The organism is Hyphomicrobium sp., from assembly GCF_035548195.1.
Classification (GTDB): Bacteria; Pseudomonadota; Alphaproteobacteria; order Rhizobiales; family Hyphomicrobiaceae; genus Hyphomicrobium_B.
In genome coordinates, this window is record NZ_DASZTY010000037.1 from 183,829 (window position 1) to 205,683 (window position 21,855).

The 21,855-nt window shown below is 56.6% G+C and carries 24 protein-coding genes and 2 pseudogenes; 13 read left to right on the forward strand and 13 right to left on the reverse strand.

Annotated features, from left to right (window positions below; genetic code table 11):
- Positions 1-7 precede the first annotated feature (7 nt).
- Positions 8-289 carry a PepSY domain-containing protein gene (locus tag VHB22_RS15965; RefSeq protein ID WP_325457977.1) on the reverse strand — a complete coding sequence of 94 codons (282 nt, stop codon included), beginning with the start codon at positions 287-289 and terminating at the stop codon, positions 8-10.
- A 136-nt stretch (positions 290-425) separates the two neighbouring features.
- Here VHB22_RS15965 and VHB22_RS15970 point away from each other — a divergent pair, with 136 nt between their 5' ends.
- The 3 genes from VHB22_RS15970 to VHB22_RS15980 are packed head-to-tail and all read left to right on the forward strand — an operon-like array spanning position 426 to position 2,772.
- Positions 426-755 (forward strand): PepSY domain-containing protein, encoded by a 330-nt coding sequence (locus VHB22_RS15970; protein WP_325457978.1) that lies wholly within the window; start codon positions 426-428, stop codon positions 753-755.
- Positions 755-1,420 carry a response regulator transcription factor gene (locus VHB22_RS15975; protein WP_325457979.1) on the forward strand — a complete coding sequence of 222 codons (666 nt, stop codon included), beginning with the start codon at positions 755-757 and terminating at the stop codon, positions 1,418-1,420. The genes VHB22_RS15970 and VHB22_RS15975 overlap by 1 nt, the downstream gene beginning before the upstream one ends.
- On the forward strand, positions 1,417-2,772 hold the full coding sequence (locus VHB22_RS15980) for a HAMP domain-containing sensor histidine kinase (RefSeq protein WP_325457980.1): 1,356 nt from the start codon (positions 1,417-1,419) through the stop codon (positions 2,770-2,772). Before VHB22_RS15975 ends, VHB22_RS15980 begins: the two co-directional genes overlap by 4 nt.
- 575 nt (positions 2,773-3,347) lie before the next feature.
- On the opposite strand, the gene VHB22_RS15985 is transcribed toward VHB22_RS15980, so the two are convergent.
- Complete coding sequence (locus tag VHB22_RS15985; protein ID WP_325457981.1) at positions 3,348-4,031, reverse strand: ParA family protein; 684 nt, start codon at positions 4,029-4,031, stop codon at positions 3,348-3,350.
- Between the two features lie 537 nt (positions 4,032-4,568).
- Here VHB22_RS15985 and VHB22_RS15990 point away from each other — a divergent pair.
- Complete coding sequence (locus VHB22_RS15990) at positions 4,569-4,844, forward strand: hypothetical protein (RefSeq protein WP_325457982.1); 276 nt, start codon at positions 4,569-4,571, stop codon at positions 4,842-4,844.
- Positions 4,845-4,915: 71 nt separating this feature from the next.
- On the opposite strand, the gene VHB22_RS15995 is transcribed toward VHB22_RS15990, so the two are convergent.
- The gene (locus VHB22_RS15995; protein ID WP_325457983.1) at positions 4,916-5,071 is read right to left on the reverse strand and encodes a hypothetical protein; all 156 of its coding nucleotides are present in this window, start codon (positions 5,069-5,071) and stop codon (positions 4,916-4,918) included.
- A 188-nt stretch (positions 5,072-5,259) separates the two neighbouring features.
- Here VHB22_RS15995 and VHB22_RS16000 point away from each other — a divergent pair, with 188 nt between their 5' ends.
- Positions 5,260-5,469: a hypothetical protein gene (locus VHB22_RS16000; RefSeq protein ID WP_325457984.1), complete on the forward strand. Its 210-nt coding sequence runs from the start codon at positions 5,260-5,262 to the stop codon at positions 5,467-5,469.
- Positions 5,470-5,490: 21 nt separating this feature from the next.
- Here VHB22_RS16000 and VHB22_RS16005 read toward each other — a convergent pair whose 3' ends face one another.
- The 3 genes from VHB22_RS16005 to VHB22_RS16015 all read right to left on the reverse strand — a co-directional run bounded on the left by VHB22_RS16005 (position 5,491) and on the right by VHB22_RS16015 (position 9,229).
- Positions 5,491-6,336: a lytic murein transglycosylase gene (locus tag VHB22_RS16005; RefSeq protein ID WP_325457985.1), complete on the reverse strand. Its 846-nt coding sequence runs from the start codon at positions 6,334-6,336 to the stop codon at positions 5,491-5,493.
- 647 nt (positions 6,337-6,983) lie between these two features.
- Positions 6,984-7,283 (reverse strand): hypothetical protein, encoded by a 300-nt coding sequence (locus VHB22_RS16010; protein ID WP_325457986.1) that lies wholly within the window; start codon positions 7,281-7,283, stop codon positions 6,984-6,986.
- A 131-nt stretch (positions 7,284-7,414) separates the two neighbouring features.
- On the reverse strand, positions 7,415-9,229 hold the full coding sequence (locus tag VHB22_RS16015) for a chloride channel protein (protein ID WP_325457987.1): 1,815 nt from the start codon (positions 9,227-9,229) through the stop codon (positions 7,415-7,417).
- 341 nt (positions 9,230-9,570) lie between these two features.
- On the opposite strand from VHB22_RS16015, the gene VHB22_RS16020 reads away from it, so the two are divergent.
- Positions 9,571-9,939 carry a MarR family winged helix-turn-helix transcriptional regulator gene (locus tag VHB22_RS16020; protein WP_325457988.1) on the forward strand — a complete coding sequence of 123 codons (369 nt, stop codon included), beginning with the start codon at positions 9,571-9,573 and terminating at the stop codon, positions 9,937-9,939.
- Positions 9,940-9,949: 10 nt separating this feature from the next.
- Here VHB22_RS16020 and VHB22_RS16025 read toward each other — a convergent pair whose 3' ends face one another.
- On the reverse strand, positions 9,950-11,368 hold the full coding sequence (locus VHB22_RS16025; RefSeq protein WP_325457989.1) for a DUF6513 domain-containing protein: 1,419 nt from the start codon (positions 11,366-11,368) through the stop codon (positions 9,950-9,952).
- Positions 11,369-11,506: 138 nt separating this feature from the next.
- Between VHB22_RS16025 and cobF the strand changes: the two genes are divergently transcribed.
- The gene (cobF, locus tag VHB22_RS16030; protein ID WP_325457990.1) at positions 11,507-12,283 is read left to right on the forward strand and encodes a precorrin-6A synthase (deacetylating); all 777 of its coding nucleotides are present in this window, start codon (positions 11,507-11,509) and stop codon (positions 12,281-12,283) included.
- On the opposite strand, the gene VHB22_RS16035 is transcribed toward cobF, so the two are convergent.
- A complete protein-coding gene (locus VHB22_RS16035) occupies positions 12,280-13,197 on the reverse strand; it encodes a LysR family transcriptional regulator (protein WP_325457991.1) in 918 nt (305 codons plus the stop codon). The two genes, cobF and VHB22_RS16035, sit on opposite strands and share 4 nt — an antisense overlap.
- Positions 13,198-13,312: 115 nt before the next feature.
- Here VHB22_RS16035 and wrbA point away from each other — a divergent pair, with 115 nt between their 5' ends.
- The 4 genes and pseudogenes from wrbA (at position 13,313) to VHB22_RS16055 (ending at position 16,258) form a co-directional block, all read left to right on the forward strand.
- A complete protein-coding gene (wrbA, locus tag VHB22_RS16040; protein WP_325457992.1) occupies positions 13,313-13,912 on the forward strand; it encodes an NAD(P)H:quinone oxidoreductase in 600 nt (199 codons plus the stop codon).
- A 128-nt stretch (positions 13,913-14,040) separates the two neighbouring features.
- Positions 14,041-14,397: pseudogene (locus VHB22_RS16365) on the forward strand (VOC family protein); the annotation flags it as partial.
- A gap of 575 nt (positions 14,398-14,972) precedes the next feature.
- Positions 14,973-15,617 carry an alpha/beta hydrolase gene (locus VHB22_RS16050; RefSeq protein ID WP_325457994.1) on the forward strand — a complete coding sequence of 215 codons (645 nt, stop codon included), beginning with the start codon at positions 14,973-14,975 and terminating at the stop codon, positions 15,615-15,617.
- A gap of 5 nt (positions 15,618-15,622) precedes the next feature.
- On the forward strand, positions 15,623-16,258 hold the full coding sequence (locus tag VHB22_RS16055) for a flavin reductase family protein (protein WP_325457995.1): 636 nt from the start codon (positions 15,623-15,625) through the stop codon (positions 16,256-16,258).
- Here VHB22_RS16055 and VHB22_RS16060 read toward each other — a convergent pair.
- The 5 genes from VHB22_RS16060 to VHB22_RS16080 all read right to left on the reverse strand — a co-directional run bounded on the left by VHB22_RS16060 (position 16,255) and on the right by VHB22_RS16080 (position 20,673).
- Positions 16,255-17,775, reverse strand: coding sequence for an FAD-dependent oxidoreductase (locus tag VHB22_RS16060; protein ID WP_325457996.1), 1,521 nt, complete (start codon positions 17,773-17,775; stop codon positions 16,255-16,257). The two genes, VHB22_RS16055 and VHB22_RS16060, sit on opposite strands and share 4 nt — an antisense overlap.
- A 34-nt stretch (positions 17,776-17,809) precedes the next feature.
- Positions 17,810-18,337: a DNA starvation/stationary phase protection protein gene (locus VHB22_RS16065; protein ID WP_325457997.1), complete on the reverse strand. Its 528-nt coding sequence runs from the start codon at positions 18,335-18,337 to the stop codon at positions 17,810-17,812.
- Positions 18,338-18,451: 114 nt separating this feature from the next.
- Positions 18,452-18,874, reverse strand: a complete 423-nt coding sequence (locus tag VHB22_RS16070; protein ID WP_325457998.1) for a DUF302 domain-containing protein — start codon at positions 18,872-18,874, stop codon at positions 18,452-18,454.
- Between the two features lie 237 nt (positions 18,875-19,111).
- Positions 19,112-20,287 carry a ceramide glucosyltransferase gene (locus tag VHB22_RS16075; RefSeq protein ID WP_325457999.1) on the reverse strand — a complete coding sequence of 392 codons (1,176 nt, stop codon included), beginning with the start codon at positions 20,285-20,287 and terminating at the stop codon, positions 19,112-19,114.
- A 119-nt stretch (positions 20,288-20,406) separates the two neighbouring features.
- The gene (locus tag VHB22_RS16080; RefSeq protein ID WP_325458000.1) at positions 20,407-20,673 is read right to left on the reverse strand and encodes a hypothetical protein; all 267 of its coding nucleotides are present in this window, start codon (positions 20,671-20,673) and stop codon (positions 20,407-20,409) included.
- Between the two features lie 401 nt (positions 20,674-21,074).
- Between VHB22_RS16080 and VHB22_RS16085 the strand changes: the two genes are divergently transcribed.
- Both VHB22_RS16085 and VHB22_RS16090 read left to right on the forward strand, forming a co-directional pair.
- Positions 21,075-21,260, forward strand: a complete 186-nt coding sequence (locus VHB22_RS16085) for a hypothetical protein (protein ID WP_325458001.1) — start codon at positions 21,075-21,077, stop codon at positions 21,258-21,260.
- Between the two features lie 454 nt (positions 21,261-21,714).
- Positions 21,715-21,855 (forward strand): annotated as a pseudogene (locus tag VHB22_RS16090) (UDP-glucose 6-dehydrogenase); the annotation flags it as partial.

The following is a 21,855-nucleotide window of genomic DNA, read 5'->3' on the forward strand; positions in this document are numbered from 1 at the left end:
GCGAGCCTTAATCGTCGTAGCCGGTGAGAATCTCTCCTGTTTCAGGATTGGCGTGCCCTTCGATACGCACGCCGTCGGAGTTCGTCGCATCGAATTCATAGACCCCGTCATCGGCCTCGATCTTCGTCACGTTGTAGCCCTGTGCCTTAAGCTTCTGGAGTACCTGGGGAACAGACAGCCATTTTGCAGGCGGGATTTGAAGTCTGTTCTTATGGTGATCGTCAGCTTGGGCGGGCAGGGCAAGGCCGACAAGCATTGCAGCAACCGAAAATGTAAGGCCCTTCTTCATGTCCAAGTCTCCTTTGAATTGGGATCGACCCCACCAATCCGGTCGGGCCATTCGCGCACATTGGACGAGTGCCGCTGACGACGCTCTGATGCGTCCTGTCAGCAAAATGTCAGGGCATTTGCGGCATTCATCACGCATGGATTCTGTCAGTCGCCGCATCACCTTGCTTTTATTGACTGCGCTGCTGTTCGCCGGCGGACTGCTTCCTGCCGTTGCGGACGACGATGATCATGACCACGAACTGGCGCGCCAGGCGCTTAGCGAAGGCCGCATCCGGCCACTCACAGACATCATCGATGCGTTCAAAGCAAAGTTTCCCGGCGACATTGTCGGCGTCGAACTTGAAGCGAAAAAAGGAAAATCGTTTGTCTACGAATTTAAAGTCGTGACACCGGACGGCAAGTTGAAGGAAGTGAAAGTCGACGCCCAGACGGCCAACATCATCAAAATTGAGGATGACGACTGATGCGGATTCTCCTCGTCGAGGACGAACCGAAAATTGCATACAGCATCGTATCGGCTTTAACGGGCGCTAATTATCGCGTCGACGCCGTCCGTGACGGGGAGACGGCATGGTTTCGCGGCGATACTGAAGACTATGATCTCGTCATTCTCGATCTTGGTCTGCCGAAGATGGACGGCCTTGCCGTCCTCAAGCGCTGGCGAGCTGCTGGAAAGATGATGCCTGTGCTCATCCTGACGGCGCGTGGGACGTGGCCGGAGCGTGTGGAAGGTATCGACGCGGGTGCCGACGATTACCTCGCTAAACCGTTCCAGATCGAGGAGGTACTGGCGCGCGTGCGCGCGCTTATAAGGCGCTCGGTCGGACAAGGGTCGGCGATCCTGACGGCTGGCCCGATTGCGCTCGACACGCGTCAGATGCGTGTCCTATTCGACGGTGCACCGGTTTCCGTCTCTCCATTGGAATACCGCCTGATCGGCTACCTTCTCCATCACAAAGGGCGTGTCGTTTCTTCGTCTGAGCTGATTGAGCATCTTTATGGTGACGATGACGCGCGCGACGCGAATGCGTTAGAAGCCGTCGTAACGCGCTTGCGCCGAAAATTGGGACCGGACTTTATCGAGACGCGGCGAGGTTTCGGATACTTGGTTTCGGATGAACCGGCATGAGCCACGGCTCTTTGCGTTTACGGCTGCTCATCGCAGGCGCTCTTTCTATTCTTGTCGCTCTTGGGCTGGCCGCGTTTGGATTGACCGTGCTGTTTCAACGGCATGTCGAACGGCGCATCGATGCCGAGTTGAACGTTTACTTGAACCAGCTCGTGGCCAATCTCGCGATTTCATCTTCTGGACAGCTAGCTGTCGCGCATCCCCCGGCCGATCCGCGTTTTGACGAGCCGCTTTCTGGCCTTTACTGGCAGATCGACGTTGACGCCAACGGCAAGATTTTGAGATCGCGTTCTCTATGGGACAGCGAGCTGGCTCTTCCATCCGAAGCGCGCATTGACGATGCGACGCATCATCATCTTATTGCCGGCCCTAATCATACCGAACTTTACCTTCTGCAGCGGCGCATCGAACTCCCCTCCCGCCTCGGCGGCGGGACGACACGGATTGCGGTCGCGTGGGATATGGAAGAAATCCGAAAGTCCGTGCGCAGCTTCGCATCGGAACTGGTCCCGTTTCTCCTGCTGATCGGCGCTTTGCTTGCCGCCGCTTCGTGGGTGCAGGTAAGTATCGGCTTGCGGCCGCTTGCTGCAATTCGCGAAAAGCTCGCGGCTATACGCTCCGGCCGTGCATACCGTATGGAAACCGGCTTTCCGGACGAGGTGCAGCCGCTCGCGGACGAAATCGATGCTCTTCTCGACGAACGCCAAGCAGCGATCGAAAAAGCGAAGGGCCGCGCCGCGGATCTCGCGCATGGGTTTAAGACTCCGTTGCAGGTTCTACATGGCGAAATAGAGCGATTGAAACAGAAAGGCGAATTGGAGATTGCCGCCGACATATCTTCGCTCGCAGAGGTCATGCGACGCCACGTCGACCGCGAACTAGCGCGGGCTCGGCTGAGTTATTCCACTCGGGATGCGTCGGCAAACGTAAAGGGCGTCGTAGATCGCGTCGTCCGCGTTGTGGAGCGTACTCCCCAGGGACTGAAGCTTGATTGGGCAACAAGCGTTTCCCCGGAGCTTGTCGCCCGGATCAACGCCGACGATTTGGCCGAGGTGCTTGGTAATCTCATCGAGAATGCCGCCCGCCATGCAAAAGAGAAAATTTCAATTTCAGCAACCGCCAACGATGAAGAGATAGCTATCGTCATCGGGGACGACGGACCCGGCATTGCCGAAGAGCAGTGGCCGGACGTCATGGAGCGAGGTGGACGACTTGATATGAAATCCGAGGGCGCGGGATTGGGTCTCGCCATTTCGCAAGACATCCTTGAGGCTTGCGGAGGAAATCTTTCCCTAAGAAACGAAATTCCCGGCTTCCAAGCTGTGGTTCGCATACGCGTCCGCAATTTTTAATAAGCTCTTCTTAAGCGGTGCCTTTGAAAAATTTATGGAGGATTGCTGCGAAATCAGCGGATCTTGGCCGATCCGACAGTTGCCTCGACCCCATGGCGCATGAGATTTCATATCTGCGACGGATTATAATCCGTGCCGCGTTACATCGCGAAGGGGCAGATAAGGCTACGCCGAGTGGGAAGCTTATGGCCGGAGACCCAAGACGTCTCATTGCTTTTTGCCAAGCGGTCGAAGAGGCGGCCGGCAACGGATTTCATCTATTGGATAAAGAAGCCCTTTTGGCCATTCATCGCGCGCTCATGGTCGTCAAACGCGAAATCGAGAACGCTCTTCAACAAAGCGATAAAGACGAACACAAGTTGAACTAGCGTTCGCATTCAGTGGGTGAGTTGGAGGGCCGCGTCGTAGATCTGTAACCCTAGAAAATACGCGCCAAGCCACAGTACAATCACCGCTGCGCAAAGAAAAATAGCTACTTTCACAAGGAGTTGTTTGTTGCCGGACGCGGTTCTCGGGTCGTTCTGCACCATTTTCAATGATCTCCTGCTCCGACCCTGTTGCGGGGGTCAAATCTCTCAGACAATGCTGCCGTTTTCAGTCTGCTTGCCGTGTGATTTGACGGCTTTTAACTGGGCGAGGACTTTTTCAAGAAGGCTTTCCATAAGCTTCCGGGCGCGCCGGTTTAACGCCTGGTCGGGCGTTTCTGTTAGCGACTGACCTTGGTTATGCGCACTGCGATAGCCGGCACGTTCGGGAATGGAGCCATCCAGTGCCTCATAGCCTGCAGTTTCGATGTATCTCCGCGCCGCATGTTCTTCGCGCAATTCAAGCAACCGACAGAATGCAACGGCCAAGCGATCCTTCGGGATTCCCATATGTTCTAACTCATAAAGAAGCAGGACTGTGGGATAGAGGTCGTCGGTGCTTGCCCCCGTCGGCAAAACGACGACCTCGGAAGCGCGAGCTATTTCGAGCGTTTCCGGGCTCGCGTGACCTGGCGTATCGATGATCAGTAAATCGGTACCTTGGCTGCTCGCGCGCGCTTCTTCGATCGTTGCGAACGCTTCAGCGTCTATTGGATATTGATTACCTCTGGCACTCCGCGTTTTCGCCCACCGAACTGACGTTTGCTGGTGCAAATCGAGATCGGCTAATTTCACTTTCAACTTTCCACGGGCAGCGACCGCGGCAAAAGCGCGGGCGAGCGTGCTTTTGCCCACGCCGCCTTTTTGGCCCACGAATGACACCGTAACCGGCATTACCGCATCTCTTCCCGCCTGGCGGCTGAAAGTGTACAAATACCAAAAGTCGGCTGATCTTAGCACGCCAGCGGCATCTTACGATGGGCTTGAATTCGTAGCGAAACTGTTCGGTACGCCCGCTGCGCATGAGGCAAATGGAATCTTAACATTTTCGCAGCTTGGACGCCGGCCTCGTAATTTAAGAGGATCGACCAGTCCGTCCCCGATACTGCCGCTTAATCCGAGTGCCAGAATGCTGGGTTGGTCAAAAGTCCGATCAACCCGGTTTGCCAACCGGTTGTTGCACCCGGAACTTCATGCGCAGACGTTTGGGGGTGTCGAGCGGATGCAGGCCCGCGCCTAGCTTTAATTTGGGTACGTTTGGCTGACCTTGCTCCCCGGTGCTGCGTCTCGCCGGCTGTTCTTGCGGGCGTTGCAGAGCGGGCTTTCAATTTTTTTGCTTTGGGCTTTCCGGCGACGATGACCGCTACATGCGAGCTTGCACCCGATTTCGCCAGGTCATCGGATTTCGATGCAACCGATGTCGCTGCGTGCATGTTGCGCCCATCATCCTCCGACAACGTGGAAAACTTGGCGCTGAGTGCTTCCGCCGCCTTTCGCGTTTCGACCGGTGTGGCGTTGGCCTCGCGTGCCGCGTTCGTCACTTTTTCCCGTGCGGCGGGCGAGACAAACTGGGGCAGCTCTGATTTTTGTTGCGAACGGGCTTCGGCTATCGCCGGAAATGCAGCGATGCTGGCGGCCAACAGAATTGCAAGAGCTTTAGTACGCATCGCACTGCCCTTCTTCCCCGCCCGCAGGTTCACCAACTAAGCGGGCAGTAGAATGACCGAATTGTTTGCGTGGCGATGATTTCGTTGTGAGCAGACCGTGGGGCGATCGTTTTATTCGTCACCTAAAAATGCATCGGCGGCGGCAAGAGCTTGCTTAATTTCAGTCGAGATAAAACAGCGGCGCTGAAGTTCGATTTCGGCAGTCTGCAGCGCATCCCGAAGTTGTCTCACAAGAGGCAGAAGCATAGCGTCTGCCGTATTCGTCATCCTTATCACCCCGAACTCCCGTTTTTTCAGTGACCTACACCGGCCCTCACGAGCAAACGGAGAATGTGAGGAAGTTAAGGCGAACGATCGAAGCACCAATTCTCATCCGGTCCGGATCGATGTACGCCCTTAAATCATTAGACTAGATTAGGTTCGAAGCGCGAAGGATACGACGGCGGAGACTGGCAATGGACGGTAAAAAGTCAAAATCTCAACTTGATGAAGAACTTGACGAAGCCCTGCGAGAGACGTTTCCCGGGAGCGACGCGATCGCGGTCGATGTGTCAGACGATAAACCGTCTCGACCTATGGAACGCCGTCCGCCGCAGATCGATAAACAAATGGTCGACGAAATGGCACGCAAAGTGAAGAAGAAGCATTCGCGCAGCCGCAAGTGACGTTCGCGGTTTTTGACCAACTCAGCGGCCGCCCGCGAGTTGGCTTGCCATCTTGGCGATTGTGCGCTGATAGACGGTTGCCTTGTTCCATTGGGCGATGACGCCATAATTGGCCGAGCCCGGCTGCCATGACCCGCCACGTTGCCAGCCGTGGCTAGCGAGGAAGTTCGCAGTCGAAGCCAGGATATCGGGCACGCTATGGATCAAGTCACGGCGGCCATCGCCATCAAAGTCCACCGCATAGCGAATATAAGGCGTCGGCAAAAATTGCGTCTGCCCAATTTCTCCCGCCCAGCCGCCGCGGAGTTGTTGCGGAGAGAGGTCGCCGCGACCAACGATGCGAATGGCATCTAATAATTGTCCGGTAAAAAATTCGGAGCGTCGGCAATCGTAGGCCAATGTCGCGAGCGATCGCAGGATTGAATAGCGTGCTGTCGCGTCGGCGCCGTAATGTGTTTCCAGGCCCCATATTGCCACAATTACCGCTCCTGGCACGCCGTAGCGCTTCTCGATACGGTCGAGGGTGGCGCTGTACCGGCGCATCAGCGCCCGGCCGCGATTTATCAAGGCGCCATTGACGCGGAGCGCATAGAATCGCTGAAAGCTCAGTTTGAAAGAGTGCTGTGAATGATCGAGCCGAATCACCTTCGGGTCGTAAGTAACGCCCGATAGAGCTCGCGATACAGTCGCTGGTCGAATTCCCTGCGCGATGGCCCGCTGCTTGAAATTCTGCAACCAGCTTCCAAAACCGCCAGGCCCGTTGCCGCATTCCGCTGCAATGCCTTGGGTGGAATTGGCGATCAGCAGCAGCGCTATCGCCGCTGCACTTCGCAATGATGTTGCCGAAATGCTAAAATAGGGGAGCATGCTTCCCGCTCTCACCGTACCAGTTTCACGAAAATTTAGAACGTCTACCAACCACTGTAGCAGATACGGTGCACCCGCATATCATACCCATTGTCGAAGTAGCATCCGGGCCGTAGCGGCTCGGAGGTATAATATCCTTCGAATGGCGGCGGGGGAGGCGGTGGAATGAAAGCGACGGGTCGCCGTGCTCTATGCACTCGACGGGCCACGTGGCGGGAGGGTCTTACCCGGACGACTGGAGGTGGAGGCGGTTCGATAACGACCGCATCGAAATAGCATCCTCTAAAGTCCGGCGGATGATAGCCATAGCGGTCAAAGCCACACCGGCGATTTGCTTCGGCTGTCCCGATGCACAATGCCGACATCATGAGCGCCACAAAAGCTACGGCGCCATATCTCGCGCACAACACGAAAATTCTCCTCTACCCCAGCGGCACGGTGATAAGACGAGACTATGCAAAACAGGCGAATTTCGCCCGATTCTATGGAACTAGGATTAAGAATAACTTTGATACTCAATCGGACGCGGCTGACGTGGGTGTCGCCGCGCCGGCTTGCAATCATTTGTTAACGACAAGAAAGCTGTGACGCACAAAAAAGCCGACCTCATCGGCAATCGGTGGACCGGCTTTGTTTTCTTGGGTAGCTTACCAGCGGCCGTAGTGGCGCCAATACCGATGATGGAAGCGGGGCCCCCAACGGTATGGATATCCAGCTACGTACGGATAAGCGTAGCGCGGCCGGTAATATGTGACGACAGGCCCTCCATCATAATAGTCGGGCTCGTAATAGCGGCGCTCGATAATGCGCTCATGCTCGACGATGGGCGCAGGTCTTTCGATTACGGTTTCGCTTTCCTCATAAGGACCGAGATCCGCGGCCGATGCTGCGTTCGGCGCAATCCCAGCAACAGCAGCCGTTGCAAGTACGCAAATCAACATTCTCATGGCATTGCTCCCATTCAACTAAGCTCAGAAACTCCTTTCGGACTGAATGGTTGCTGAACACGTTGCATGCAAAAAGGTGGCGCGTCGGATCTAGTGCTCTGGCGAAGAACAAGACTATCTGCAGTGTGCAATCAGGTTTTTGAACTTTCCCGTTTGTCGGAACCCGTAGCGGACGCGCCCGACGGCGTGATCCTAAAGAACGCGTTCCGACTCTGCTCTTCGGACTGAAGTTTAGTCCGCACACGCATTACGTCTTTCCAACCCACGTAGCCTACGAGTCTACCGCTATTGCGCTCTATGACCGGGAGATGAGACACATCGGCGGCGTTGAGTTTATTGACCAGCGCTTCGAGAAATTCATCATGATAGACGACATCCACTTTCCTGCCCGCTAGCAATTCGCGGAGTGTGATCTTGCGGTGCTCGCCCTGGCGGCGCCAACGTAAAACCGCAGGCGGGCTCACAACACCTATAACGCGGCAGTCATTATCAACCACAGGGAAGGTTGGGTGCCGCGTCGAGGGACTCGTAAAAAATTTTGCAGCCTCATGAAGAGTCATCGCGGAGGATACCGTTTCGACGTCTTTCGTCATGACTTCGGAGACGCGCGCCAACGCGAACGGATCTGTTCTATATTCGCGGACGAGATGATGTCCGCGACGCGCGAGTTTCTCCGTCAGAATCGAGCGGCGCATCAGCAGGACAGTCACACCGTGTGCCGTCACGCAAGCCGCAATTAGCGGCAATAGAAGACCGGTCGCGCCCGTCAGTTCGACCGCAAAAAAAGTTGCGGTAAGCGGTGCACGCATCGTTCCGCCCATTGTGGCGGTCATCGCAAGGAGCGCCCAAAAGCCCGGAGCCGCCGTCGGCATAATGCCACTCAATACCGCACCCATCGCGCCGCCGATGATCAGCAATGGCGCGAGGACGCCGCCTGACGTGCCGGAGCCGAGCGCAACGGACCAAATAATCGCCTTAACCGCAAGCAACAGAAGGGCGCTCTCTCCCGTCACCGTCCCATCGAGCATCGCCTGAATGTTGGAATAACCGACGCCAAGCGCGCGAGGGTCTATCAGTCCACCGAGTCCGACGATCACCCCGCCGATCATCGGCCACCACATCCAATGGACGGGAATTTTGGGAAATAGATCTTCGGCTATGTAGACGAGTTTCGTCAAACAACCGGAGAGCAGACCCGAGAGCGCACCAATGCCGATCCAGCAAAGAAGACCGACCGTCGATATCTCCGTATTGGCCGAGAATGGAAAGAGAGGTGACTGCATGTGCAAGACGGTTCGAACGACTTCGGCCACGATCGCAGCGACCGCGACCGGAATAAAGCTCTTCGGTGTCCATTCGAACAGCAACAACTCGACGGCAAGCATGATGGCCGCGATCGGCGTCCCGAAAACCGTCGTCATACCCGCAGCGGCGCCGGCGACGAGCAAGGTCTTTCGCTCGTTATCGCTGACCGGCAGGGATTGTGCGATCAACGAGCCGATGGCTCCGCCGGTCATGATGATCGGACCTTCCGCACCGAAGGGGCCGCCAGTGCCGATCGAAATCGCCGATGATAACGGCTTCAAAATTGCGACCTTTGGGTCTAGGCGCGAGCGGCCGAGAAGAATGGCTTCAATCGCCTCGGGGATGCCATGGCCGCGTATCTTTTCGCTGCCATAGCGCGCCATCAAGCCGATGATCAGTGCGCCGCCGGCGGGAATGAAGACAGTCCAAAATCCCAACGGGGATTTGGCGAGATCGGCAACGGCTAGCGAGAAACGGCCGAAATAGGCGATGTTCGTGAAAAGGCGGATGAGATCCAGAAGCACGACGCCGGCGGCGACGCTGGCCAAAGCGACGAAAATCGCGATGAGTGCGATGTATAGAACGCGCGGGCTCGTGGTAAAATCGCCGAGGCGGCGGAATTCGTCGCTCTCAAATGTCATTCGTGCTCCGTCTGGATCTGTGGCCCTGATGTCGACGCATCTTCGACACCATCATTCCCGAACGGCGGCATATATCGTAATGCGATATGTTAAGGCAAGGCGGCGTTTTTGCCTCCCAAAACGGCGACTGACCGTACGCGACCGCCTCTTGCGCCAATGAAACGCAGCAATTGGGGACCGGTCCATGCCATCTTATGTGGTAAGTTGCTGGCGGGAACCGATCGGAGCAAGCAGTGTCTGAAAAGCATCTAGCGCATGCACCTTCGCCGAGGTCGGTACGCCGGGCACGCGCTCCTCTCTCTAAAGAAAATTATGAGGTCCTTGCGGAGTTTCGTTGCCAGTTGCGACGCTTTCTTGCATTCAGCGAGGCCGCCGCGCTCAAAGCAGGGCTGACGCCGCAGCAACACCAATTGATGCTATCGATAAAGGGAGCGCCGGGCAGAGATTTTCTCAGTATCGGAGAAATTGCCGACCGCCTGCTCGTGCGCCACCATACGATTGTCGAACTCGTCGATCGCCTGACGGTCCTCGGCCTCGTCGAGCGTAGTCCCGATCCCGACGACAAACGGAGGATCCACGTTTCGCTGACGAAAGCGGGAAACGCCGCCATTGACAAGCTATCATCCATTCACATCGAAGAACTCGACAGCATTCGTCCGACACTGCGTAAACTGTTGAAACAGAGCGAAGCCGGACGGCGCAAATCCTGACCAGATAAGCCTACTCCGATTCCTTATCGCTTTTGGTTTTCGCCAGCGTCGATCCCGCTTCCTTGAATTTCATTGCGTGCGCATCCTCAGCTGCCCCCGGAATCTCCGCGACGACACCGAATGGCAGCGGCTCGTCCTGGGCATAACGTTTTCCGAGCCGGAATGCGATTTCGGCGCGCGACGTCTCGACGCCCAGGTAAAATGCGTGTCCTACGTCGGTTCCGAGTTCGAGATTAGGGTAGAGCTTGAACGGATCGTCGGAAACGTGGTGACCGTTGCGGTTATAAATATGGATGCCATCTTCAGCGACCTCGATCCGATAATTGCGGTCGCGAAGAGCCGCGGCTAGAGCCTCTATCTCCGCTGGAGTTGACGCAAAGCCCTTGCGGTCACGAAGCGCCATGAGCCCCATACCGAAACCTTGCGGCAAGGCATTGGCTTTCCGGGCTGCGAAATATTCGCGACGTGCGCGATCAAACTCCTTGATCGCGGTCCGGCAGTGCGGGCTCACTTGCACCGCGAGGACAGCCGTGATGTGCAGTTCCGAACAGATCCCCATCAGAATTGCATTGATCCCAGTCGTATCGGCGTCGGTCAGCTCGGTAACGTTGCCGATGCCCATAAGAATAGGGATATCGGGGCGACGTTTGCGCAAGTCGTAATAGCGGGCAACCGAGGCTGTGAAACCATAATGAATCGGATCGAGAATGGGATCGGCGTAAAATGGCCGACCCTTCGCGATCATAATATCGATAACGCGGTCTAAAGACTCCATGTCCGCGGCGCCCGCAGAAATAAGAATCGGCGCGGCCGGGCCTTCGTCGACTATCGAGATCGTTTTTTCGGAGAGGCTGAACAGGAAATCAGCACCAGCCCGCGTTGCACGGGAAAGCTCCTCGGCATTGAACGAGTCGACGCTGACCTTGGCGCCGTCGGCGTGTAAGGCAGCAATAGATTCTTCGAGATGAGGAAACGGGCTATCAGGGAGACAGCCAAGATCTATAACGTCTGCTCCGTCGGCGCGATATTTGCGGGAGCGCTCAACGATTTCCTGCGGCGTCAGCAGCGTGGCATCTACGATTTCGCCAAAGATCGTCACGTCTTGCTCGGAGAGATCGATTTTTCGAGCGGCGTGGCCGAGATATTCTGGCAGATCGGCAATTTCTTCCGGGCCACGCTCGAACCGCGTTCCGAAGTGGTCCGACAATCGCTCGAGGTCGCCACGAAAGCGGCCCGGCATGATCACGCGGTCGGTACCCTCGGGAAGTTTCAAACGGCGCTCAACGATGTCCGACGTCATCAGCGCCGCGACCTTGACGCCGATGTTGGCGACCAAAGGGTCAATTTCCTTGTCGTTCAGCTCTTCGGCGATGCGCCTGACGCGCGGCTCTGCCAACGATCCGGTTACCAAAACGACACGCTTGGCCATCGGCCGGTTATTCCTTTCTGGATAGGCTAGAAGTGCATTGGCATTGAACGGCAAGACTTGCAATCGCTACGTCAAACCGTCATCGACAGGGTAGAAGGGCAAGATTGTCTAATCCATAAATCTGGAGATGCCTCGGGAATGAAAAAAGTGCTGCTCATCGGGATCGGCGCCGGCAATCCGGATTACGTAACGATGCAGGCCGTGAAGGCGCTGAACGAGGTCGACGTATTCTTCTTCCTCGATAAGGGAGAAGCGAAGCGAGACCTTGTCGACCTCCGGACGGAAATCTGCGAGCGTTTTATCACCAATCGGTCCTACCGGGTCGTCGAGGTCGAAAGCCCGGCCCGTGACGTGAGCAGACCCAGCTATAAATCAGGCGTTCATGCTTGGCATCGTGACAAAGCGGATATCTTCGGCCGGTTGATAGAGGAAGAATTGCGCGATGGTGAAGTGGGCGCATTTCTCATTTGGGGCGATCCGTCGCTTTATGACAGCACGATACGGATCATTCACCAGATCCTCGCTGACGGCCGCATCACGTTTGACTACGAGGTCATTCCAGGCATTACCAGCATCCAGGCGTTAGCCGCGCAGCACCGTATCGCGCTGAATACGATTGGGGAGCCTGTGCACATCACGACAGGGCGTAGATTGAACGAAGGTCTTCCCCGGCACATCGATACCGCCGTCATCATGCTCGACAACGGATCGGGGTTGCGTGCACTTGCCGGGGAGGACGTCGATATCTACTGGGGCGCCTATCTTGGCACACCAGACGAGGTCCTTGTCGCGGGAAAGCTCAGAGAGCGCGTGGACGAAATTGAACGCGTGCGCGAAGAAGAACGCTCTCGAAAAGGATGGATCATGGATACCTACCTTCTGCGTCGCAATCCTGACAAACGCAAAGACTCCTAGAAATTCGGCTCGAAGTCGTCCCACGCCGGCTTTTTGCCGAAGCGATCGACGAGAAAATCTATAAAGACCCTTGTTTTTGCGGCTAAGTATCGGTTCGGTGCATATAGTGCGTGGATGGCCAAGTCCTCCGGACGATTATCCGGCAGAACCATCTTGAGCTTTTGTTGTCGCAAGTCATCGCCGACAATGAATGTCGGGAGACGTGCGATGCCGATCCCTTTTACCGCGGCGTCACGCAGCGCATCGCCATTGTTCGACGACAGACAGGCGCCGATGGCGACTGGGACGGACTGTCCTTTCTCCGTCAGATGCCAACGCTGCATGGAGGTCGTATGGCCGTAACTCAAGCAGCGATGGTGGGCGAGATCGGCCGGAGCTTGTGGGGTTCCATGGCGCTTGAGGTATTCCGGTGACGCAACAAGCGCGATACGCGCCGGAGCAATCCGGCGCGCGATCAGACTCGAGTCCGATAAGGTCCCGATACGAATTGTAACGTCGACTCCCTCTTCAAGCGGATCGATGAACCTGTCGGTCAACATCAACTCCACCTTGAGGTCGCCGTAACGGATCATGAAGTCGGCAACAGCCTCGCCAAGGTACAGAGTCCCGAACGACATCGGGGCATTGATCTTTAACAAGCCCTTCGGTTCGTCGTGCAAACGAGATATTTGCGCTTCGGTTTCCTCAACCTGGGCCAGGATCGCCATGCAGCGCTCATAATAGGCGAGACCTGCTTCCGTCGGCGTCACGCGGCGCGTCGTACGATCCAAAAGACGCGCGCCGAGTTGCTGCTCAAGCTCCATAACGGCTTTGCTGATGGCAGATCGCGTCAAACCCAGGCGCCGCGCAGCCTCCGCGTAATTGCCACTCGCGACGACCTTCACAAAGGCATTCATCGCCTCAAGCTTATCCATTTTGTATCCATTTCGGAAACAGAATGGTCATAAAATCGCATATTGAGCTCCATACATCAACGAACGATATTTGCGGGACGGCAGTATGATCTTCTGGCGAAGGGAGCAGACCGACATGACCAACGTTCTCGTCCTCTACTATTCGAGCTATGGCCATATTGAAAAAATGGCGGAGAGCGTCGCGGCCGGAGCGCGCGAGGCGGGAGCGGACGTCGTTGTTAAGCGCGTGCCGGAACTCGTGCCCGAAGAGATCGCGAAGAAATCACATTTCAAGCTCGATCAAGCGGCACCTATCGCAACGGTCGACGAGCTACCGGAATACGACGCAATCATCATCGGTGTGCCAACGCGCTTTGGGAACATGCCCGCGCAAATGAAGAACTTTCTCGATCAGACCGGAGGCTTGTGGGCCGCCGGCAAGTTGATCGGCAAGGTCGGGAGCGTGTTTTCATCGACCGCCACTCAACACGGCGGCCAGGAGAGCACGATCCTCTCAACGCACACGGTGCTTTTGCATCAGGGAATGGTCATCGTCGGCTTGCCCTACTCGTTCCAAGGCCAGATGGGCGTTCAAGAGGTAACGGGCGGATCTCCTTACGGCGCGACGACAATCGCCGCAGGGGACGGCTCACGGCAGCCTTCGGAAAACGAGCTGGCCGGAGCGCGCTTTCAAGGTCGCCACGTCGCGCAGATCGCGGCGCGCCTCGCAAGCTGACGCGGCAATCGATTGTAGTCGATCCGGCGACTGTCTGCGCTTTCAACTGAGCGTTGAAGTGCAGAAGGAGCAGACCACATGTCCGAATGACAGCGTAATCCCGCCGCGTGCGGGAGAAAGGATCAGTTATGTCTGGAATCCATCACGTGACCGCTATCGCGGGTGATGCCTCCCGCAATCTGGACTTCTATACGCGCGTTCTTGGGCTGCGGCTCGTTAAGAAGACCGTCAATTACGATGATCCCGGTACGTATCATTTCTATTTTGGAGATGAGATCGGCAGTCCGGGAACGATTTTGACATTCTTCCCGTGGGCGCACACGCCGAAAGGACGAGGCGGTGTCGGGCTCACTCAGCAGACGATGTTCCGTATTCCGGAGAACGCCATCGGCTATTGGGCGCATCGCTTCATTGAAAAGGGTGTGCCGCACGAGGCCATCGAGAAGCGCTTCGGTCAATCCGTTCTGGTCTTCACCGACCCGGACGGCATGAGCTTAGCTCTGGTTGGCGTTCCCGGTGCGGAGACGGAAGCTGCGTGGCAGGGAGGCGACGTACCGAGCGAGCATGCTCTGCGAGGCTTTTACGGGGTCCGTCTGCTGCTGGAGGAGGCGAAGGCGACGGCAGCCATCCTGACCAACGTGCTCGGTTTTGACGAAGCCGGGGTCGAAGGTCCGGTCACGCGCTACGTTGCGAGCGGCGCGACCGTTGGTGGCGTCGTCGAAATCCGCGAAGCGAAAGGCTTTCTTGCCGGGCGAATGGGCCGGGGCTCCGTCCATCACATCGCGTTCCGCGCGGCGTCGGATGAGGCTCAGGCCGAGATGCGGCGTAAGCTCGTTGAGGACCATCGCTTGCAAGTCACGGAACAGATCGATCGTTTCTATTTTCGTTCGATCTATTTCCGCGAACCAGGCGGTATCATCTTCGAGATTGCAACGGATCAACCCGGGTTCGCGATCGACGAGCCGGTGGAATCGTTGGGACGGGCGTTGAAGCTGCCGGCGTTCCTTGAAAGCCAACGGCAGGAAATCGTAGCCAGCCTGCAGCCGTTGGAGAGCGCAGCATGACGTCTTTGGCGTCAAATTCAATCCGCGCGGGCGCGCCACTGGATGCCGCCCGCGCGGCCGTCGTCTTGGTCCACGGACGCGGAGCCACGGCCGAAGGGATGCTTGAACTGGCTGAGGCGTTCGATTCCCCCGATCTGGCGTATGTCGCGCCGCAGGCGACGGGCGGTAGCTGGTATCCGCATTCATTCATGGCGCCGATCACCAAGAACGAGCCGCACCTTGGCGCGGCGCTCGGCACGCTCGCGGATATCGTCGCGGATTTGGAACACCAGGGCATTGCTGCCGATCGCACCGTGCTCCTCGGCTTCTCGCAGGGCGCGTGCCTGGCGCTCGAATTTGCAGCTCGCAACGCACGCCGTTATGGCGGCGTTGTGGGATTGAGCGGAGGACTCATCGGACCAGCCGGTACGCCACGAAGCTACGCAGGATCGCTTGCCGGGACGCCGATTTTTCTGGGATGCAGCGACGCCGACTTTCATATTCCGCTAGCGCGCGTGCATGAGACGGCGGACGTGTTCGGCAAGCTCGGCGCAGATGTTGTCGAGCAAATCTATCCGGGCATGGGCCATACCATCATCCAAGATGAGATAGATCGTATCGATAAGATCCTGCGCGGCATTGGAAAACCTGCAAACAGGTGACCCGAATGGAATTCGATTTCGAAATGCTCGCGGCCGATGATCGTTACAAACTGTTGACAAGTACGATCGTCCCGCGGCCCATCGCTTGGATCACGACAGTCTCAAAGAACGGCATCCGCAATGCGGCGCCGTTCAGCTTTTTCAACGCGATGAGCAAGACGCCGCCAATCCTTGCCGTCGGAATCCAAGCAAACGCCAGTGGCGGCATGAAGGATAGCGCGCACAACATCCTGGATACAGGCGAATTCGTCGTCAATCTCGTTGCACATGCGGTTGCCGAGGCAATGAACATCACGTCGGTCGAAGCGCCGAGTGAAGTCGATGAGATCGCCTTGGCTGGGCTAGATACGTTGCCCTCGGTAAAGATTTTCCCGCCGCGGCTTGCAGCAAGCCCCGTAGTGTTCGAATGCAAATTGCATACGCCGATCGAAGTCGCGAAGAACCAATTAATTGTTCTTGGAGAGATCGTTCACGCGCATATCGACGACGCACTCATTCTGGATGCGGAAAAATGTTATGTCGATACGCCCGCTTTGCACCTTATCGGACGCATGCACGGTCGTGGATGGTATTCGACTACGGATGATCACTTCCAAATGGAGCGACCTGCGTCGTTCGCGTATGGACGTACCAAAACCTAGGCGCGTTCGAGTTCTGCCTCGGCGCGCAAACTTTCGAGATCACGTCCGACCGTCGCGACCGCCAGTTTTCGGCCGTCCTGGTAATATGTAACCTTGCAGTCGTGCTTCTCTGGATCACCGTCGATGTCGATTTTATCCCATTTCTCGGCGTGTCCGACGTACGACACGGTGACATCGAAATGCTGGTTCCAGAAAAATGGTACCGCATCAAACGGCTGGCGTCCGCCTAGGATGTTCTTTGCGGCCGTTTGGCCCTGCCGCTCGGCGACAACCCAGTGCTCGACGCGGATTGGATGGCCGCTATGTGGATCTGGCCAACGAGCGATGTCACCCGCCGCATAAATACCCGGGATGCTCGTCTGCAAATAACGATCGACAATGATACCGTTGTCGATATTCAGGCCGGCACTTTGCGCCAGCGCAACATCTGGTCGGACGCCGATGCCTGCCACCACCAGCTCGGCAGGAATTTGTTCACCCGACTTTAATGTGACGCTACCTTTGTCAATCGCGGTTGCCGTCGTTCCGAAATGGAAGGTGACGCCATTCCTCTCGTGGATCGCTCGGACCATGTCTCCTAACTCAGGTCCGAGGACGCGCTCTAGCGGGCGAGATTGCGGACCGATCACATGCACTTCAAGACCGCGGGCGCGTAACGATGCTGCTGTTTCAAGCCCGATGAAACTGGCGCCTATGACTGCAACACGTTTGGCGTCCTTGGACTTTGCGATCAGCGCGCGGCTATTGTCGAGAGTACGAAGGTAATGAACATGGGGAAGATCGGCGCCTGGAATATCCAAGTGCACGGGATTTGCACCCGTTGCGATCAATAAAGCGTCGAAAACCAAATTTGTACCGTCCTCAAGCGCGACGGTGCGCTCGACCGCATCGATTGATGACACGCGGGTGGCGGTCCGCACATCGATATTCTGTTCCTTATAGAAATCGGACGTGCGCAGGGGAATCCAATCCTCTGATGCATTCCCCGCCAAATAGTCCTTCGAGAGATTGGGTCTGTCGTAGGGTAGCGCATCGTCCGCGGTCAGCATTGTTATGCGGCCATCGAAATGCTGGCGCCGCAGCATCTCGGCAGCTGCGTTTCCGGCAGCCCCGCCGCCGACGATTACGACAGAACGAACGTGGGACTCCGTCCTTACTCGTGGCTTAGGCGATACGTCGTTCTTACCGCGGACAAAAATCTTGTTTCTGTTTTCTTCGACGCGAAAGCAAGCGACGGGATTGAGCGCCGGGGCTCGTAAGGCTTCTCCGGTACGAAGGCTGAAGCAGGCGTGATGCCAAGGGCATCGTACCGTGTCGTCAACCAACAAGCCTTCTGCGAGCGGGCCGTTATAGTGTGTGCATGTGGCCCCGATAGCGAACAGCTCGGCGCCACGTTTGGCCAATAAGACAGGCTCGCCGTCGATGTGGCCTAGGAGCATACCGCCATCAGGAAGCTCGGTCGCGGCGATGCCATTTTTCAGATCCGGTCCAGACAACTCCTGATCTTGCGATGACATCGGCCGCTCCGATTTGTGCTACGCGTCTTATGTCTTACGCGCCATCCGGTATGTTGCGCGTGGCCTCAAACAGGAACCACACGCGGCGTTCCGTTTCGTCAATCCAGTTCTCAAGGAGGCTCGCGGTGGCGACATCGTTATTTTCATCGCAGAGACCGTGCACTTCCTGCATCCAGCGGACAAGCTGCAGGTTGTCATCTCTGAGTTCGGCGAGCATGTCGTCGGGACTGACGTAGTCCGCGTCGTTATCCAAAATGCGCTGAAGCTTGCTAATCTGACCAACGGAGTGGAGGGTCGTACCGCCGACTTTGCGAGCGCGCTCGGCGATATCGTCGGTCATATTGAAAATCTGCGTTCCCTGCTCATCGAGCATCAGATGGTAATCGCGAAAGTGCGGACCGGACATATGCCAGTGAAAATTTTTCGTTTTCACGTAGAGCGCGAACACATCAGCAAGCAGACCGGTTAAAGCGCCCGCGATGTCCTTTCTGGCGTTATCAGAAAAAATGGATGGTGTATCGAGCGGCGCTTTGCGCTTGGCCTTGGCGGATTCTGGCTTCATTGACTTTTCCTCTACAGGGGGTGGGGCCTTGGGTGTCGTAGCCGGAGGGAATCTCGAAAAGTATAACGCGCGTCGGGGTAAAACGCTCCATCCTGCGGCAATGCTTTGCTCGATTCATGAGGTTGCCTGCGCTGTAACGGTCTGCAACATGGAGGACATTTGCTCGACGGTGCTTTGCGACATGGCTGAGATGCCATACCGGCTCGCGATCCAGTCAGGATCGACATAGGATAGCCAGTTTCGCTGCGCGCCGTCTTGCCACGCCAATGCTCGTAACGGCAGGTCGATTCCGATCAGTTGCGCGGCTTGCATTAGGGGCGTACCGGCGCGCGGGTTGCCAAATATCAAAAGCTCGGTCGGACGCATTTGCAAGCCGACTTTTGTCGCTGCGCCCGCATGATCGATACGGGCAATGACGCTCATGCCGCGATCAATTACGGCAGCCGTCAACCGATCCAGTGTTTCTTTCGCCGGATAGGAACTAGGAATAGTAATCAGGCCGTCGGGAAGCGTCGTACTGTCTGCGCTCTGAACCATCGATCACCACTCAGCCGCACGCGCATTCCGGGGACTTTAGTACCTCCAGGATCGCTCGCTTGTCCATTCAAAGTTCCCGAATATCGATCGATCGCATGCGAGCTTTACGCTGCGGCCGGCGGGATGAGCGCAATTGGTAAATCAATTGCTCACACGCCTCTGCTTCCGGGATTGAATGCCAGCCCAGTGTTCGCCGAAGGCAAATAACGACGATAAAAGATGCGACGGCGTTCGCCTCTAGCGGGCGTCGCTGGTCATGGCGAGCGTGCGACTGGCACCTATGCCATCGCTTGCATTTCCGGTTGGCCTGACTCTCATGTCATTACCGCGCCAGACAAACGTGTCTCCGATCCAGCCTTGAAGCCACAAGCCGGGCAATAGAAGATCACGTAACATCCAAGCGAGTGGAGAAACGGCGCTCAGGTGCCATCGAGCCGCCCAATTCAGCAACGCTTCGGCGCCATACCAAATCGCTGCGAATGCGAGGGATGCCAATAGCAGATCGACGCCAAATGCCCGGGTGGCAATCGAGGCTGTCAGAAGCGGAAACAGACCACCTGCGAAAAGCTCGGGCAGATAGAACGACTGAAACGTGGCTCGGCGCAAACGCGCCCATCGGACCTGGCGATCCCATACCTGGCGTAGCGTGCGCGGCCCCAACGGTTGCTCAAAAGGACGATCCACGAGGTGCACGTTCAATTTATGCGTACGAACGATTTTTGTTGCTGCGGCGTCCTCGGCAATTTCACTTCCCAGCGCCTCAATGCCACCGGCACCATCAAGCAGATCGCGGCGCCAAAGCATTGATTTTCCCTGCGCAAAGCCCAATCCCATCGTATCGGCTGCCGATTGCCAACGGGCCTGATAGGTATTGAGGAATGCGCATTCGAGTTCCGCCCAGAAGCTGCTTGGCTTGCTGCCTACAGGCGGCGAGCAGACCAACCCGGTGTCGGGTCCGAAGTTCGCGAATAAGTCGGCGAGATAGTCGGGGCGCATCAGCACATTGTTGTCCGCGAGGACGATCCAAGGGTGGCGTGCAGCTTTCCAGCCTTTGACGATATTGTTGAGTTTCGGATTGCTCGTCGGTCTGTCGTCGCCAATCATCAGCTGCGCCGGAATGTGGGGATTGTTCGCGATCAAGCGGCGCACAAGGGGTACGGCTGGGTCGCTTTCCCGAGCTGCGCAGAAGATAATCTCATAGCGGTCAGAGCGAAGCTCGAAGGTCGAGCGCAGCGTCAACTCGTCGAAATGATCGAGTCCGCAAACGGGCCTGACGATGCTGACCGGTTGCGATATCGCGCGTTGCTTTGTCTTGCCTTTGAGAACGCGCGAAAGTGCAAGCGTTATCGTGATGAAGTGTGTTGCGGTTGCCAGCGCACAAAAGATTAAAGCCGCCGTCGCCATGGCCGCCATTGTACCTCCATCATCGAACCCATCGCTGAATTTCAGGATTTGGTGAAATATCGACGACAGATCGGCGACAGGTTTGCGACAACCACGCCGTGGTTTGAGGAAACGTGGCGCTGAACGAGTTACGGCTTCGTCGGCGCCGTGCCGGTAATCCGCGCATAAATTCGCGTGGCGCAATAGGCGCCCAGAAATGCGAGCACAACCATGCCCGCGACTCCAGGCAAGCCCTCGTTGAGATCAAATTTAAGCAACACGTAGTAGGCGAGGGCCGAGCCCAGGAGACCACCTAGCGCTCCGGCAACGGCATTCGCAATTCCGCGTAGAGTCAGCCCATAAAGCAGCCCAACTATCAAACCGGGATACAGCGCCGGCCAAAAATGATCGCCCACTTCGGAAGCTCCATGCATCGCTTTAACGAGAGCATCCCTTTGTTTATCGGACGCGAGGTGTCAAGTTCCGGCTCGCGCAATCTTAGATATCCGATACTGAGTTATGCCCAATGAGAACCGGCGGCCGGTTGCGATTTCTGGTCGCGACAGCCCAGCCTTCGGTTTCTGGGGAACAGCAGGGCGGGCAGATAAACTCAAAATTCCCATGCCGGTCCGAGCGGGGAAATTGCAGGCATAGTATCGATCGGACGCTGATCATCCACCGTTCCGACTTTTCGTTGCCGTGCAATAGGTTTTGCTTCGTGAGAAGCCCGCAATGTCAAGGCTCGGGGCCGCACTTTGAGTCGATTGAAATAAGGATTGCTTCGGCGGTTATCAGCGCTGCGCAAGGCTGAGATCGCGTGCCGTTGTCGCCTACGGCTAACCGCATGAGCTACGGCGGCACGCTCGGCGAGAAGGGGATTGGCAAAGAGCTTTCCGTCGAGTGCGCTGTAACTTTGAAGCGCGGCGTGAAAGCGATACTCGCGTTCCCCTTCTTCACGAATGACGACGCCGGCCTGGTCGTCTCCGACTTCGATGACGTATGATTTGAACATATTTCAACCATTGCCGGAACCGAGCCCGGCATCCTCTGTATTCGGATTGTTTAAATGGGATTGATTTAAGCGGCGCTCGCCGACCTAACGGTCACAGCAGCAACACATTGGCATTCGACAGATCGCATTCTGATACGAGGATCTGGGGGCTGTCGGATTTGTCATAGCGGTCTCCATAAGACGGAGCCCACGGCGCTGCGTGGAGCTTAGCGTTTGATGACGCGGCGCAAGTCGCTGTCGAAATCACCGCGGCGATGCAGTCAGCATCGGCAAAACCATGAAAACTTGCGGACGACCAAAAGTCAAAGAAGAATAATTTGATTGCTTTTCACAACCGTCCCAATCGAAATCCCGGGCTGACAGGCTGCGGCTGCGTTATACCGCATTACCGGCAGGCTATGCCATTGGTAAAATAGCAGAAATTTAAATCCCGAGGGGTATAACCATGAAAATTTGCATGATCGGAGCGGGCTACGTCGGTCTCGTTTCGGCTGCGTGCTTTTCAGACTTCGGGTGGACCGTGACCTGCGTCGACAACGATGCAGCCCGGCTTGCAAATCTCAAGTCCGGCCAATCGCCGATCTAC

Bases quoted from the DNA above. Each gene is read 5' to 3' on its own strand.
- VHB22_RS16010 (WP_325457986.1), bottom strand. From the start codon at position 7,283: ATGAGAATGTTGATTTGCGTACTTGCAACGGCTGCTGTTGCTGGGATT.
- VHB22_RS15990 (WP_325457982.1), top strand. From the start codon at position 4,569: ATGTTGCGCCCATCATCCTCCGACAACGTGGAAAACTTGGCGCTGAGT.
- cobF (WP_325457990.1), top strand. From the start codon at position 11,507: ATGAAAAAAGTGCTGCTCATCGGGATCGGCGCCGGCAATCCGGATTAC.
- VHB22_RS16000 (WP_325457984.1), top strand. From the start codon at position 5,260: ATGGACGGTAAAAAGTCAAAATCTCAACTTGATGAAGAACTTGACGAA.
- VHB22_RS15995 (WP_325457983.1), bottom strand. From the start codon at position 5,071: ATGACGAATACGGCAGACGCTATGCTTCTGCCTCTTGTGAGACAACTT.
- VHB22_RS16025 (WP_325457989.1), bottom strand. From the start codon at position 11,368: ATGGCCAAGCGTGTCGTTTTGGTAACCGGATCGTTGGCAGAGCCGCGC.
- VHB22_RS15965 (WP_325457977.1), bottom strand. From the start codon at position 289: ATGAAGAAGGGCCTTACATTTTCGGTTGCTGCAATGCTTGTCGGCCTT.
- VHB22_RS16035 (WP_325457991.1), bottom strand. From the start codon at position 13,197: ATGGATAAGCTTGAGGCGATGAATGCCTTTGTGAAGGTCGTCGCGAGT.
- VHB22_RS15985 (WP_325457981.1), bottom strand. From the start codon at position 4,031: ATGCCGGTTACGGTGTCATTCGTGGGCCAAAAAGGCGGCGTGGGCAAA.
- VHB22_RS15970 (WP_325457978.1), top strand. From the start codon at position 426: ATGGATTCTGTCAGTCGCCGCATCACCTTGCTTTTATTGACTGCGCTG.
- VHB22_RS16060 (WP_325457996.1), bottom strand. From the start codon at position 17,775: ATGTCATCGCAAGATCAGGAGTTGTCTGGACCGGATCTGAAAAATGGC.
- VHB22_RS16065 (WP_325457997.1), bottom strand. From the start codon at position 18,337: ATGAAGCCAGAATCCGCCAAGGCCAAGCGCAAAGCGCCGCTCGATACA.
- VHB22_RS15975 (WP_325457979.1), top strand. From the start codon at position 755: ATGCGGATTCTCCTCGTCGAGGACGAACCGAAAATTGCATACAGCATC.
- VHB22_RS16075 (WP_325457999.1), bottom strand. From the start codon at position 20,287: ATGGCGGCCATGGCGACGGCGGCTTTAATCTTTTGTGCGCTGGCAACC.
- VHB22_RS16050 (WP_325457994.1), top strand. From the start codon at position 14,973: ATGACGTCTTTGGCGTCAAATTCAATCCGCGCGGGCGCGCCACTGGAT.
- VHB22_RS16005 (WP_325457985.1), bottom strand. From the start codon at position 6,336: ATGCTCCCCTATTTTAGCATTTCGGCAACATCATTGCGAAGTGCAGCG.
- VHB22_RS16070 (WP_325457998.1), bottom strand. From the start codon at position 18,874: ATGGTTCAGAGCGCAGACAGTACGACGCTTCCCGACGGCCTGATTACT.
- VHB22_RS16015 (WP_325457987.1), bottom strand. From the start codon at position 9,229: ATGACATTTGAGAGCGACGAATTCCGCCGCCTCGGCGATTTTACCACG.
- wrbA (WP_325457992.1), top strand. From the start codon at position 13,313: ATGACCAACGTTCTCGTCCTCTACTATTCGAGCTATGGCCATATTGAA.
- VHB22_RS16055 (WP_325457995.1), top strand. From the start codon at position 15,623: ATGGAATTCGATTTCGAAATGCTCGCGGCCGATGATCGTTACAAACTG.
- VHB22_RS15980 (WP_325457980.1), top strand. From the start codon at position 1,417: ATGAGCCACGGCTCTTTGCGTTTACGGCTGCTCATCGCAGGCGCTCTT.